This is a genomic window from Haemophilus sp. SZY H35, from assembly GCF_018829705.1.
Lineage (GTDB): Bacteria > Pseudomonadota > Gammaproteobacteria > Enterobacterales > Pasteurellaceae > Haemophilus > Haemophilus haemolyticus_K.
Map to the genome: position 1 here is coordinate 26,527 of NZ_JAHKJZ010000002.1, position 13,228 is coordinate 39,754.

A 13,228-nucleotide genomic window follows, 5' to 3' on the forward strand; every position below is an offset into this window, starting at 1 on the left:
TAGCTTAACATGACACTATAATCATAAGGAAAAATATGGCACAACCTCTCCAAACATCATTAAAACTCGCTTCCCTTCTTGGGCTAGCCGTACTAAGTGCTACCTCTACTGCTCAAGCTGCGGGTAAACTTACCATCTATTGCAGTGTTCAAAATACAACTTGTGAACAAGTGACAAAAGCATTTGCTCAAAAATATCAAATAGAAACACAGTTCATTCGCAATAGCACAGGGACCATTTTAGGTAAAATCAAGTCTGAAAAAGAAAATCCTCAAGCAGATGTTTGGTATGGGGGCACTATTGAACCGCATTTACAAGCAGCCGAGTTGAATTTACTTGAAAAATACCGCTCCCCAATACAAAAACAGATTATGCCCAAATTCAAATCCTTAATGGCTCAGCGCGGTGATTTCACATCTGTTATTTACCTAATGGAAATGGGTATTGGCATTAACACTAAAAAACTAGCCTCATTGGGGATTACGCCACCAAAATGTTTCGCCGATTTAACCAAACCTGAATTCAAAAATGAAATTCAATACGCAGACCCACGTGTTTCAGGAACCGGTTATTCATTATTAAGCACACTCATTTCTCTATGGGGTGAAGAAAAAACGAATGATTACTTAAAATCCTTGGATCACAATGTTTCCCAATATACAAAAAGTGGGCTCGCAACTAGTTATTTGGCAACAGGTGATGTCGCAATTGATATAGGTTTCATGCTCAATTATGCTAAAGAAAAGAATAAAGGCGCACCCGTTGAAGGTGTTTTACCTTGTGAAGGTGTTGGATACGCATTAGGGGCTGCAAGCATTATTAAAGGGGCGCGTAATTTAGATAACGCAAAATTATTTATTGATTTCGTGTTAAGCAAAGAAGCTCAAGAAATTCCTTGGCGATTTGGCGATTCTTATCAGTTACCGACCAATATTTATGCCCAACCAGCACCAGGCTTTACACCCGCAGACAAACTTAAGCTTATAGATATGAATTTTATAAAATTTGGATCTGATAAAGAAGGTAAACGCTTGATTCAACAATGGGTATCAGACATTAAAGAAAGAGGTTAAATATCCCTAAACAAAACAGGAAATAGAAGAGGTACATTACCCTATTTCCTGTTTTATATTCACTAAAATTTCAACCGCACTTTACCACAGTAAACATTCCCCCGCCCTTCTCTCGCAAACCCAATTAGGGTTAAATTATGCTCATTCGCCATTTTCACAGCCAAATCTGTAGCCGCAGAAATTGTCACTAACATCTCTATACCGCAAGCTATTGTTTTTTGAACCATTTCATAACTCGCGCGACTAGACGCTAAAATAAAGCCCTGAGGTTTATCCGTTTTTGCATACCAACCAAGTAGCTTATCTAGTGCAACATGTCGCCCTACATCCTCACGAATTACAAGCATATTGCCTTGTAAATCAAAAAAAGCACAAGCGTGTGTCGCTCCTGTTTGTTGAGCAAGTTGTTGATGAATTTGTAATGTAGTTAAACAACTATCTAATCGATTAATATCAAACTGAAAGGTTTGCTCTAATTTTGGGAAGTGTTTATAAACTTGATTAAGCTGCTCTGTGCCACAAATACCACAACCAGTTCTCCCAGTCAGGTTTCGACGATGTTCTTTTAATGTCATAAATTTTCGACTAGAAAGTTCAATTTGAACTTCTACACCATTACAAGCTTCTATCACATCAATACCATAAATATCCGAAGGTTTATCAATAATTCCCTCTGTTAGAGAAAAACCCAATGCAAAATCTTCTAAATTCTTTGGTGAGCACATCATCACGGCATGAGAAATACCGTTATAAACAAGAGAAACTGGGATTTCAACAGCAAGATCATCCTCTTTCTCAGTTAAAAGTGCGGTAATTTTTTCTTCTTTTTTATTTGTTCTAAACAAATAGATTGAGTGTCGTAAAAGCCAGTTCATTTCTTGTTATATCCATTACACGCATGTAACATTTTTGTTAAATTCGTTTCATTTTTATGATCTAGATCACTTATTTTTAGCAATCTAATGTAATTTGATTATAGATTTATGGTTAAAAAATCGTTATCCTTAGGCCCGCTTAAATTGGTGTTTTTTGCTATCGCCTTTTTATGTTACCTTTCGATAAGGCTATTTTATCGAAATCAATCAAATTATCTAAGCGAATTTTTTACTATCTAAAAATCTAAAACACATTAACGCTCACTGTTAATGTAAAGGAGTGATTATGCAGATCTCAAGAAGAAAATTCTTTAAGGTCTGTGCAGGTGGTATGGCGGGAACTTCAGCCGCAATGTTGGGCTTTGCGCCTACAAGTGCATTGGCTGCACCGCGTGAATATAAATTATTACGCGCATTCGAATCTCGTAACACCTGTACATATTGTGCCGTAAGCTGCGGTATGTTGTTATATAGCACTGGAAAACCTGCTGATACATTAAGTGGCCACACCAGCACAAATACTCGTTCTAAATTATTTCACCTTGAAGGTGATCCAGATCATCCAGTAAGTCGTGGTGCACTTTGCCCTAAAGGTGCTGGTGCATTAGACTATGTAAATAGTGAAAGCCGTTCTTTATATCCTCAATATCGTGCACCTGGTTCTGATAAATGGGAACGAATTTCTTGGCAAGATGCAATTAAACGCATTGCTCGCTTACTGAAAGACGATCGTGATGCTAACTTCGTTGAAAAAGATGCAAGTGGCAAAACCGTGAACCGTTGGACAACTACAGGTATTATGACTGCATCAGCCATAAGCAACGAAGCCGCACTACTAACTCATAAATGGGTGCGGATGTTGGGTATGGTACCGATGTGTAACCAAGCGAATACTTGACACGGACCAACGGTAGCAAGTCTTGCTCCATCATTTGGTCGCGGTGCGATGACAAATAACTGGGTTGATATTAAAAATGCCAACCTTATCATTGTTCAAGGCGGTAACCCTGCAGAAGCTCACCCTGTTGGCTTCCGTTGGGCAATTGAAGCAAAGAAAAACGGTGCTAAACTTATCGTTATCGATCCACGCTTTAACCGTACAGCCTCTGTTGCAGATTTACATGCGCCAATTCGTTCTGGTTCAGATATCGCATTTTTAATGGGTGTAATCCGTTACTTATTGGAAACAAACCAAATTCAACACGAATACGTTAAACACTATACTAATGCTTCATTCTTAGTTGACGAAGGTTTCAAATTTGAGGACGGTTTATTTGTAGGTTACAACGAAGAAAAACGTAACTACGATAAATCTAAATGGAACTATCAGTTTGATGAGAACGGACAGGCTAAACGTGATATGACATTACAACACCCTCGTTGTGTCATTAATATCTTAAAAGAGCATGTTTCTCGTTATACCCCAGAAATGGTTGAACGCATTACAGGTGTAAAACAAAAACTCTTCTTACAAATCTGTGAAGAAATTGGTAAAACCTCTGCACCAAATAAAACGATGACGCATCTATATGCGTTAGGCTTTACCGAGCATTCAATCGGTACACAAAATATTCGTTCAATGGCGATGATCCAATTACTTTTAGGTAATATGGGTATGCCTGGTGGTGGTATTAATGCATTACGTGGTCACTCCAATGTGCAAGGTACAACAGATATGGGCCTATTGCCAATGTCTTTACCAGGTTACATGCGTTTACCAAACGATAAAGATACCTCTTACGAGCAATACATTAACGCGATTACACCAAAAGATATTGTTCCAAACCAAGTGAACTATTATCGTCATACTTCAAAATTCTTTGTTAGTATGATGAAAACCTTCTACGGTGATAAAGCAACCAAAGAAAATGGTTGGGGTTTTGATTTCTTACCAAAAGCAGATCGCTTATATGACCCGATTACTCACGTTAAATTGATGAATGACGGCAAATTACACGGTTGGATTTTACAAGGCTTTAACGTGTTAAACTCATTACCGAACAAAAACAAAACTGTTGCAGGAATGAGTAAGTTAAAATTCTTAATCGTGATGGATCCGCTTCAAACTGAATCCTCTGAATTCTGGAAAAACTTTGGTGAATCAAACAACGTGAATTCTTCAGAAATTCAAACTGAAGTCTTCCGCCTACCAACAACCTGTTTCGCAGAAGAAGATGGTTCAATTGTAAACTCAGGACGTTGGGCGCAATGGCACTGGAAAGGTTGCGATCAGCCAGGTGAAGCATTACCAGACGTTGAAATTCTTTCTATGATTCGTGAAGAAATGCATCATCTTTATCAAAAAGAAGGTGGTCGCGGTATTGAATCCTTTGAAGCAATGACTTGGAACTATGCTCAACCACACTCACCAAGTGCGGTAGAATTAGCCAAAGAATTAAATGGTTATGCGCTTGAAGATCTTTATGATCCAAACGGTAACTTGATGTACAAAAAAGGCCAATTACTCAATGGATTTGCACATTTACGTGATGATGGTACAACAACATCAGGTAACTGGTTATATGTTGGTCAATGGACTGAAAAAGGTAACCAAACCGCAAATCGTGATAACTCAGACCCATCAGGTCTAGGTTGCACCATTGGTTGGGGCTTTGCATGGCCTGCAAACCGTCGTGTACTTTATAGCCGTGCATCATTAGATATCAATGGTAATCCTTGGGATAAAAACCGCCAATTAATCAAATGGAATGGTAAAAACTGGAACTGGCATGATGTAGCAGACTATGGTACACAACCACCAGGTTCTGATGCTGGACCATTTATTATGTCTGCTGAAGGTGTAGGTCGTTTATTTGCAGTTGATAAAATTGCAAATGGTCCAATGCCTGAACACTATGAGCCAGTTGAAAGCCCAATAGATACTAACCCATTGCACGCTGCAGTGGTAAGTGATCCTACAGTACGTATTTATCCTGAAGATAAAGAATTTATCGGTTCAAATAAAGAGTTCCCATTCGTGGCAACAACTTACCGATTAACGGAACACTTCCATAGTTGGACAGCACAATCTGCATTAAATATCATCGCACAACCACAACAATTTGTGGAAATCGGTGAAAAATTAGCGGCAGAAAAAGGCATCCAAAAAGGCGATATGGTAAAAATTACTTCTCGTCGTGGCTATATTAAAGCTGTTGCCGTGGTTACAAAACGTCTTAAAGATCTAGAAATTGATGGACGTACCGTACACCATGTAGGTCTTCCAATTCACTGGAATATGAAAGCCTTAAATGGTAAAGGTAATCGTGGATTTGCTACTAATACCTTAACACCATCTTGGGGCGAGGCAAACACGCAAACACCAGAATACAAAACATTCTTGGTGAATATTGAAAAAGTTGGGGAGGCATAATATGGCAGGAACTGCTCAAGGCGTTCAAACGCAAGACGTTATTAAAATCTCCGCAACTTCAGGCTTAACACCTGCACCACACGCGCGAGATCATAAAGTTGAAGTCGCAAAATTAATCGATGTTACTACCTGTATTGGCTGTAAAGCTTGTCAGGTAGGCTGTTCAGAGTGGAATGATATCCGCTCTGATGTCAATGCTCAGTGTGTAGGGATCTATGATAACCCTGTTGATCTCAATGCAAAAGCATGGACAGTAATGCGTTTTAACGAAGTAGAAGAAAACGATCGTTTAGAATGGTTAATTCGTAAAGATGGTTGTATGCACTGTGCTGAACCAGGCTGTTTGAAAGCTTGTCCATCACCAGGCGCAATCATCCAATACGCCAATGGTATTGTAGATTTCCAATCTGATAAATGTATTGGTTGTGGCTATTGTATCGCAGGATGTCCATTCAATATTCCTCGAATGAATCCTGAAGATAATCGAGTATACAAATGTACCCTTTGCGTGGATCGCGTATCTGTAGGTCAAGAGCCTGCTTGCGTGAAAACCTGTCCAACTGGTGCAATTCGTTTCGGTTCTAAGGAAGAAATGAAAGTATACGCAGAACAACGCATTGCTGAATTAAAAGCACGTGGTTATGAAAATGCGGGGCTTTACGATCCTGAAGGTGTTGGTGGTACGCATGTAATGTATGTATTACACCATGCAGATAAACCTGAACTTTATTCAGGTCTTCCGAAAAACCCAAGCATTGATCCAAGCGTTACTTTATGGAAAGATGTGTTAAAACCAGTTGCGGCGGTGGCAATGGGTGGTTTAGCCCTTGCAGAAATCGCACACTACTTAACTGTTGGTCCAAATGTAGAAGAAGATGTGGAAGATCATCACCACGAATTTGAAGAAGAAAAATCAACTAAGGGGGAAAACCATGAGTAAAATTGAAATTAGCAACGATACTCGCGTTATCCGCCATAGAACGCCTGCGCGTATCAGCCACTGGATGTTGGTAATTTGCTTTTTTATGACAATGTTCACTGGGGTTGCCTTTTTCTTCCCAGATTTTGCGTGGTTAACAGAAATTTTGGGAACACCACAAATTGCACGTGCAGTTCACCCGTTCACTGGGATATTAATGTTCTTTGCTTTTATTTACTTAGCGTTATTATACTGGGATCACAATATTCCAGAAAAAAATGATATTCGCTGGGCAAAAGGCATATTAGAAGTATTAAAAGGTAACGAGCATGCTGTAGCTGATAATGGTAAATATAACTTTGGCCAAAAAATGTTATTTTGGACATTAAATTTAGCTATGGTGACATTATTAGTAACAGGCATCATTATGTGGCGCCAATACTTCTCACATTACTTCTCAATTCCAGTATTGCGTATTGCAATTTTGCTTCACTCATTAAGTGCTTTCATGCTATTCACTGGCATCCTAGTACATATGTATATGGCATTTTGGATCAAGGGCTCTATTCGTGGTATTGTTGAAGGATGGGTAACTGTTCGCTGGGCGAAAAAACACCATCCAAAATGGTATCGTGAAGAGGTGTTAGAAGCACTAGAGAATGACCTTATTAACGAAAAAAATGACAAAGGTGGGAAAACCAAAGTATTATTTAAAGGCTTTGGAAAATAACCCCCTAGTATGAAAAAGTGCGGTTAAATAACCGCACTTTTTATTAGTGACAATCAAGAGTATCTTATGAGTATTAAAATTCTTTCAGAGGATGAAATTAAACAAAAAAAGAACGCTTATGATGTTCCACCTGTTTTATTTGCGAATCCTAAAAACCTTTACCAGCGTCGTGCAAAACGTCTGCGTGATTTAGCGAAGGATCATCCACTAAGCGATTACTTAAATTTTGCTGCAGATATTGTAGAAAGCCAACTTTCTACATTAGAAAAAAATCCTTTACCTGCTCATCCATTTAAACAGTTAAATGAAATTGAGCCCTTAAATGCAAAAACTTTTCAACGGAATAATATTTGGAGAGAATATCTCGCAGAAATTATTCACGAAATAAAACCTAAAGCTAATGAACAAGTATTAGCAACTATTGAACAGCTTGAAAAAGCATCATCTTCAGAATTAGAAGAGATGGCAACTAAACTTCTTACTCAAGAATTTAACTTAGTAAGTAGCGATAAGTCTGTTTTCATTTGGGCAGCCCTGTCCCTCTATTGGTTACAACTCACTCAACAAATTCCACATAATAGCCAACTGGAAAATACTGAAAACCTCCATCACTGCCCTGTTTGTGGCTCATTACCTGTCGCGAGTATTGTACAAATTGGTACATCACAAGGTTTACGCTACTTACATTGTAATTTATGTGAAAGTGAATGGAATTTAGTACGCGCACAATGCACCAACTGTAATAGCCACGACAAGCTCGAAATGTGGTCGTTAGATGAAGAGCTTGCACTTGTTCGTGCTGAAACCTGTGGTAGCTGTGAAAGTTACTTGAAAATCATGTTCCAAGAAAAAGATCCTCATGTAGAACCAGTAGCCGATGATTTGGCTTCTATTTTCTTAGATATCGAAATGGAAGAAAAAGGTTTCGCACGCAGCGGATTAAATCCATTTGTATTTCCCGCAGAAGCAGCATAAAAATATAGCCTAGGACAACATCCTAGGCTATATCATTTGTATCTATAAATAACAGGCCATTACCACGGCATTTTCTCGTCTACCACTGGGTTTCGGATAATAATTTTTTCGAATATCGACTTCATTAAAACCAATTTTTTCATACAAGAAACGAGCGGGGTTAGACTCTCTAACTTCTAGCCATAAGGTCTGAACACCTTTTTCTTTCAATCGAGTGATTAACTCATTCAACAATAATTTCCCCAATCCATTACCTTGATGAGACGGTACAATAGCAATATTAAACAAAGTCGCTTCATCCAATACTGTTTGGCAAATAGCAAAACCAATAATCTGATTATTCTCTATTAATTTTAAATTGAGATAACGCTCACCTTGATTATTTTTTAATGTACCAAATGACCAAGGAACCAGATGTGCTTGCTGCTCGATTTCATACAATCGCTCGAAATCACTGACTTCAATTTGAGAAATAATAGACATAATTAAGGTTGCTGAATTTGCTGCCACAACTCACGTTTGGCTTGGTGATTAGATTGAAATTGTTGCCAACTTGGCGAGCGATAAACACGCTCAGCTTGCATACAAAATGATAAAGTACGGTCAATTTTATCGTTATTTTCTGATAGCACCCAGTAACGAATAGGCTGCTTACATTCGATATGTTGGATTTGATCGTAATTCAAACATAAGCAATCTTCTTTTTTAAGATCAAGGCTGAGTAGCACATCAGCCAACAAAGGCGAGCCACTTATATTTTCATCAGAAACAGTGATAAAGCGAATATTCTCCGCAACACTAATTCCTACTGAACCTTGTAGCACCTCTGGGCGATATAACGTCCACTGGGAAATGCCCATTTCTTGTAAAAGAAGATCGCGTCTATTCATATTAACGAGCAATACTATCAAATGGATAATCGACTAATGCCTTAATAATCGCACGTTCTTCAGCCTGTGTAGGTTCCACTTGATATGAGGTATAACTACGATAAGCAATAATATTTTTATCTTTATGTACTAAAGCCACATAACGTTTAAATTTATCATTGGCACAAGCATAATAATCATGAATATCTGATTTCACAGCCTGTAACTGGCAGGTCTCTTTATTTTTGGCAAAATAACGTTCCGTAATAGCTTTCTCATGAGAAACATCAGTTAAATAGAATGTGTCACTTAACACAGCTTTACGAGCCTCACTGTTTTTACTTAATGCTAGACTCACAAAACGAGGATCGTCACCTTTTACTGCTTGTGTTTGTTTCACATATTTCTCGCCATTGAATTCAATTTCGATGCCTTTAGCTGAAATACGCTGAAACTGCGCATCTAACTTTTGTAATACTTCAGTTTGAGCTGGCGTTAATACCGGCTTTGATACTTTAGATGCCTTTTGAGGCGTACCTTGAACAAGGTCGAGAACTTGACATCCAGATAGTAATGTTGCCATTAAGGCTACAGAGAGAATTTTTTTCATAAAGGATTTTCCTAAAATAGTTTTAATCAATTTTTATTAATAATTTTGCTAAAATAGCGCGTAATTTTAACTAATAACCCACAGGATTCAAAGCGTGATTTCTCTAGAGAGCCAAGTTTTAGAACGACATCTTTCATTTTTTGATGGTAAATCAGTATTATTTGCTGGAGGTATTTCTGATAATTTTCCTCAAACATTAGCCTCTAAATGCCAATCAATCCAAATTTGGAGTTGCTATTTTGACTATGCAAGAACGCAAAGTGCGGTCAATTTTTCCGTTGAATTTCAAGGTCAAGCTGATTTAATCGTTTATTATTGGACTAAAAACAAACAAGAAGTCAATTTCCAACTCCTTCAACTATTAGCTCAGACACCTATTGGCCAAGAAATATTAATTATTGGAGAAAACCGTTGTGGCGTGCGTTCAGTAGAAAAAACATTAGCACCCTATGGAGAAATAGCGAAAATTGACTCTGCTCGTCGTTGCGGTTTATATCATTTTTCACTACAAAACAAACCTCACTTTGAACTTAAAAATTTCTGGAAAACCTATCAACATTCTACGCTACAAGACTTAACTATATATAGTTTACCTGGGGTATTTAGTGCAGCGGAATTAGATACGGGCACCGAACTATTACTTTCAACCATTGATAATAAAATAAAAGGAAAAGTACTCGATCTTGGCTGTGGAGCGGGAGTAATTGGCTCTATGATAAAAAAAAGCTCTCCTAACGCACAAATTACAATGACTGATATTCATGCGATGGCGTTAGAATCAGCGCGTAAAACACTTTCTGAAAATCAATTACAAGGCGAAGTTTACGCCAGTGATGTCTTTTCTGATATAGAAGGAAAATTTGATTTGATCATTTCTAATCCTCCATTCCATGATGGCATTGATACCGCCTATCGAGCAGTAACAGAACTCATCACGCAAGCAAAATGGCATCTCAATCAAGGTGGAGAATTACGCATTGTCGCCAATGCATTCTTGCCTTATCCCGAATTACTTAGACAACATTTCGGTAATTACGAAGTTGTTGCTCAAACAGGAAAATTTAAAGTGTATTCAGTTAAAAATTAACTACAATAAAGGCGGATTTTGCCGCCTTTATCATTAATGAGTAAATTCTCTTACTAATGAAAGCACTGTCTGAATATCAGAGGCAGACAACTGCCCTTCCTTTACAAATTTTACTTTACCATTTTTATCTAATACGATAATCGCACTTTCTTTGGCATTTAAAGCCCATGCATTTTTTACCGCACTTTTATCATCTAACACGACTTGGCTATGTGGATTCTCTACCTTGCCTTTCTCCGCACTACTTTTCACAAACATTCCTGTACCAACAATAGCATCATCAGCATTAATAATTGTTGTTGTTTGATATTTTGCAGGATTAAAATGTGACGCCTTAATTGCATCAATCATTGCTTGATTTTTCTCTTTTGCTGAAGTTCTTCCCGCTAAATGATGCACGATTCTCACTTTTCCAGGCAGCGTAGAAGATGTCCAAGATTGGAATGCAATATCCTTTCCATTTAACACAATTTCCCCATAATCAGATACTTTCACAGCAGGTAATAATTGATCTATTTGTAAATTATGTGCAAACGTAGAACTGCTCAACATCGCTAACCCCAATCCCAGCACTAAAAAATTTTTTTTCACGTAATTTCTCCAAAACTTTATCGAAAAAAGCCCACCTTAGTTTATTTTGGCGAACTTGACATTTTTTGCTATACTCGCGCGCCTATTATATGCTAACCAAGAAGGAAAACCCAATGGATCAAATGCCTGCTTGTCCAAAATGCCAAAGTGAATATGTTTATCACGACACGGTTAATTTTGTATGCCCTGATTGTGGTAATGAATGGAATAGTAATGAACAAATTGAAACTGATGATGATCAACTCATCGTCAAAGATAGTAATGGTAATTTACTTACCGATGGTGATGATGTGCTACTCATTAAAGATCTAAAATTAAAAGGCTCATCAGAAGTATTGAAAAAAGGAACAAAATTCAAAAATATTCGCCTAGTTAATGGCGATCACAACGTAGATTGCGGCAAAATTATGCTTAAATCTGAGTTTTTGAAAAAAGCTTAATAAAAAAATAAACCGATTCTTATTCAGAATCGGTTTATCATTTAAGCGATTCCACCTGATTTCATCAATTCAGCATGTGCTTTTTTCTGTTCTTTCATCTTAGCACTTGTTTCTCGACGCTGCTTTGAAAGCTCGGCATTACGAATAGTGTAATCATCCACTCGTCCTTCATAATCATCTCGCATACTTTCAATAATTCCGCGCACTTCTTCAATGCTCATATCGTCACGAATATATTGATTCAAATTATCTAACAATAATACTCGTTTTTGGTTATCACGAATTTTACGGTTGTAGTCTTCCATATCACGTTTAATCTTATTCTTTAAACGATACATTCGGACATACTCCAACACATCCTGGAAAGATTGCTTATTTACATTTTCCATAATTACTCTCTTTTAAATAGACAAAGTGGACTTCATTAATTTAGCTTTTTTTCATCTATTCGTCAAAACCTTACCAATAACTTTTAACAACATTCCCCAAAATTGATGGATTTATTTAAAAAGCGTTGATTATCCGCTTTTGTAGTGATAAAAAGAGACCAATATCATTCATAAAAATAAGGAAACACAATGTCACAAGTCTTTAATTTTAGTGCAGGTCCTGCAATGATTTTCCCAGAAGTTCTTCATAAAGCACAAAGTGAGCTCACAAATTGGCTTGATCAAGGGGTATCTGTCATGGAAGTCAGTCATCGTGGCAAATACTTTATGGAGCTTATCACTCAAGCTGAAAAAGATTTGCGTAATATTTATCATATTCCTGATAACTACCGTGTCCTTTTCTTACAAGGTGGTGCGCGTGGTCAATTTGCCGCAATTCCAATGAATTTAATCGGGAAAAAAGGGAAAGCACTTTATTTAAATAGTGGGCATTGGTCTGCCACAGCAGCAAAAGAAGCGCGTAATTTCGGAGAAATTGATGAAATTACAATTGTAGAAAACGAAGACAAAACGCGTATTACTCAACTCGATTTTAGTGATATTGCGGAACAATATGACTATGTTCACTATTGTCCGAATGAAACTATTAGCGGAGTTGAAATTTTTGATATTCCTAAAGTGGGAGATGCCGTATTAGTTGCAGATATGTCATCAAATATCCTATCTCGCCAAATAGATATCAGCAAATTTGGGGTGATTTATGCCGGTGCACAAAAAAATCTTGGCCCAGCAGGGATTACATTAGTCATTATTCGTGACGATTTAATTGGTCATGCCCGCAAAGACACGCCCTCTATTTGGAACTATGCGGTGCAGCGTGATGCCGATTCAATGATAAATACGCCACCAACCTTTGCATGGTATCTATGTTCTCTAGTATTTAAACATATTCAATCAATAGGTGGCTTAGACATTATTGCTAAACGCAATACATTAAAAGCGCAAACGCTTTATAATTACATTGATTCAAGCAAACTATATAGAAATGTTGTTGCAAAAGAAAATCGCTCAACTATGAATGTGACTTTTATCACTGGTAATGCTGAGCTCGATGCGAAATTTGTAGCTGAATCAACTGCAGCAGGCTTACAAGCATTAAAAGGACACAAAGTTCTTGGAGGAATGCGTGCATCTATTTACAACGCCATGCCATTAGAAGGGGTAGAAGCGCTGATTAAATTTATGAAAAAATTTGAAGCAGAAAATAGCTAATCAGAACAGGCTTAACGCCTGTTTC

General features: G+C 37.6%; 14 protein-coding genes. 8 read left to right on the forward strand and 6 right to left on the reverse strand.

Annotated features, from left to right (window positions below; translation table 11 throughout):
* The first annotated feature begins 35 nt into the window (after window positions 1-35).
* Window positions 36-1,073, forward strand: coding sequence for an ABC transporter substrate-binding protein (locus KP710_RS03695; protein ID WP_111407476.1), 1,038 nt, complete (start codon window positions 36-38; stop codon window positions 1,071-1,073).
* Window positions 1,074-1,135: 62 nt separating this feature from the next.
* On the opposite strand, the gene fdhD is transcribed toward KP710_RS03695, so the two are convergent.
* On the reverse strand, window positions 1,136-1,948 hold the full coding sequence (gene fdhD / locus KP710_RS03700) for a formate dehydrogenase accessory sulfurtransferase FdhD (RefSeq protein ID WP_111407477.1): 813 nt from the start codon (window positions 1,946-1,948) through the stop codon (window positions 1,136-1,138).
* A gap of 286 nt (window positions 1,949-2,234) precedes the next feature.
* Between fdhD and fdnG the strand changes: the two genes are divergently transcribed.
* From fdnG to fdhE, 4 genes are all read left to right on the forward strand, one after another.
* Window positions 2,235-5,321: a formate dehydrogenase-N subunit alpha gene (gene fdnG, locus KP710_RS03705; protein WP_140450234.1), complete on the forward strand. Its 3,087-nt coding sequence runs from the start codon at window positions 2,235-2,237 to the stop codon at window positions 5,319-5,321.
* Between the two features lies 1 nt (window position 5,322).
* Window positions 5,323-6,261, forward strand: a complete 939-nt coding sequence (gene fdxH / locus KP710_RS03710; protein WP_048953725.1) for a formate dehydrogenase subunit beta — start codon at window positions 5,323-5,325, stop codon at window positions 6,259-6,261.
* Complete coding sequence (locus KP710_RS03715) at window positions 6,254-6,970, forward strand: formate dehydrogenase subunit gamma (RefSeq protein WP_048953726.1); 717 nt, start codon at window positions 6,254-6,256, stop codon at window positions 6,968-6,970. The genes fdxH and KP710_RS03715 overlap by 8 nt, the downstream gene beginning before the upstream one ends.
* A gap of 66 nt (window positions 6,971-7,036) precedes the next feature.
* The gene (fdhE, locus tag KP710_RS03720) at window positions 7,037-7,945 is read left to right on the forward strand and encodes a formate dehydrogenase accessory protein FdhE (protein WP_111407479.1); all 909 of its coding nucleotides are present in this window, start codon (window positions 7,037-7,039) and stop codon (window positions 7,943-7,945) included.
* 42 nt (window positions 7,946-7,987) lie between these two features.
* On the opposite strand, the gene rimI is transcribed toward fdhE, so the two are convergent.
* From rimI to KP710_RS03735, 3 genes are read right to left on the reverse strand one after another with little or no spacing between them, the layout of a single operon-like run.
* The gene (gene rimI / locus KP710_RS03725) at window positions 7,988-8,428 is read right to left on the reverse strand and encodes a ribosomal protein S18-alanine N-acetyltransferase (RefSeq protein WP_111407480.1); all 441 of its coding nucleotides are present in this window, start codon (window positions 8,426-8,428) and stop codon (window positions 7,988-7,990) included.
* A gap of 2 nt (window positions 8,429-8,430) precedes the next feature.
* Window positions 8,431-8,835 (reverse strand): DNA polymerase III subunit psi, encoded by a 405-nt coding sequence (gene holD / locus KP710_RS03730; RefSeq protein WP_111407481.1) that lies wholly within the window; start codon window positions 8,833-8,835, stop codon window positions 8,431-8,433.
* A 1-nt stretch (window position 8,836) separates the two neighbouring features.
* Window positions 8,837-9,424 carry a YdgH/BhsA/McbA family protein gene (locus tag KP710_RS03735; RefSeq protein WP_065250119.1) on the reverse strand — a complete coding sequence of 196 codons (588 nt, stop codon included), beginning with the start codon at window positions 9,422-9,424 and terminating at the stop codon, window positions 8,837-8,839.
* 94 nt (window positions 9,425-9,518) lie between these two features.
* Here KP710_RS03735 and rsmC point away from each other — a divergent pair, with 94 nt between their 5' ends.
* A complete protein-coding gene (rsmC, locus tag KP710_RS03740; protein ID WP_111407482.1) occupies window positions 9,519-10,511 on the forward strand; it encodes a 16S rRNA (guanine(1207)-N(2))-methyltransferase RsmC in 993 nt (330 codons plus the stop codon).
* A 33-nt stretch (window positions 10,512-10,544) separates the two neighbouring features.
* On the opposite strand, the gene KP710_RS03745 is transcribed toward rsmC, so the two are convergent.
* On the reverse strand, window positions 10,545-11,102 hold the full coding sequence (locus KP710_RS03745; RefSeq protein WP_111407483.1) for a YtfJ family protein: 558 nt from the start codon (window positions 11,100-11,102) through the stop codon (window positions 10,545-10,547).
* Between the two features lie 113 nt (window positions 11,103-11,215).
* Between KP710_RS03745 and KP710_RS03750 the strand changes: the two genes are divergently transcribed.
* Window positions 11,216-11,542 (forward strand): zinc ribbon domain-containing protein YjdM, encoded by a 327-nt coding sequence (locus KP710_RS03750; protein ID WP_106014129.1) that lies wholly within the window; start codon window positions 11,216-11,218, stop codon window positions 11,540-11,542.
* Window positions 11,543-11,583: 41 nt separating this feature from the next.
* On the opposite strand, the gene KP710_RS03755 is transcribed toward KP710_RS03750, so the two are convergent.
* A complete protein-coding gene (locus tag KP710_RS03755) occupies window positions 11,584-11,931 on the reverse strand; it encodes a DUF496 family protein (RefSeq protein ID WP_111407484.1) in 348 nt (115 codons plus the stop codon).
* A gap of 189 nt (window positions 11,932-12,120) precedes the next feature.
* On the opposite strand from KP710_RS03755, the gene serC reads away from it, so the two are divergent.
* Entirely contained in the window at window positions 12,121-13,203 is a 1,083-nt protein-coding gene (serC, locus tag KP710_RS03760) for a 3-phosphoserine/phosphohydroxythreonine transaminase (protein WP_111407485.1), read from the forward strand.
* Window positions 13,204-13,228 lie beyond the last annotated feature (25 nt).

Coding starts and splice junctions, on each gene's coding strand:
- serC (WP_111407485.1), top strand. CDS start 12,121: ATGTCACAAGTCTTTAATTTTAGTGCAGGTCCTGCAATGATTTTCCCA.
- fdhD (WP_111407477.1), bottom strand. CDS start 1,948: ATGAACTGGCTTTTACGACACTCAATCTATTTGTTTAGAACAAATAAA.
- KP710_RS03735 (WP_065250119.1), bottom strand. CDS start 9,424: ATGAAAAAAATTCTCTCTGTAGCCTTAATGGCAACATTACTATCTGGA.
- fdxH (WP_048953725.1), top strand. CDS start 5,323: ATGGCAGGAACTGCTCAAGGCGTTCAAACGCAAGACGTTATTAAAATC.
- KP710_RS03715 (WP_048953726.1), top strand. CDS start 6,254: ATGAGTAAAATTGAAATTAGCAACGATACTCGCGTTATCCGCCATAGA.
- fdhE (WP_111407479.1), top strand. CDS start 7,037: ATGAGTATTAAAATTCTTTCAGAGGATGAAATTAAACAAAAAAAGAAC.
- rimI (WP_111407480.1), bottom strand. CDS start 8,428: ATGTCTATTATTTCTCAAATTGAAGTCAGTGATTTCGAGCGATTGTAT.
- KP710_RS03755 (WP_111407484.1), bottom strand. CDS start 11,931: ATGGAAAATGTAAATAAGCAATCTTTCCAGGATGTGTTGGAGTATGTC.
- KP710_RS03750 (WP_106014129.1), top strand. CDS start 11,216: ATGGATCAAATGCCTGCTTGTCCAAAATGCCAAAGTGAATATGTTTAT.
- holD (WP_111407481.1), bottom strand. CDS start 8,835: ATGAATAGACGCGATCTTCTTTTACAAGAAATGGGCATTTCCCAGTGG.
- KP710_RS03695 (WP_111407476.1), top strand. CDS start 36: ATGGCACAACCTCTCCAAACATCATTAAAACTCGCTTCCCTTCTTGGG.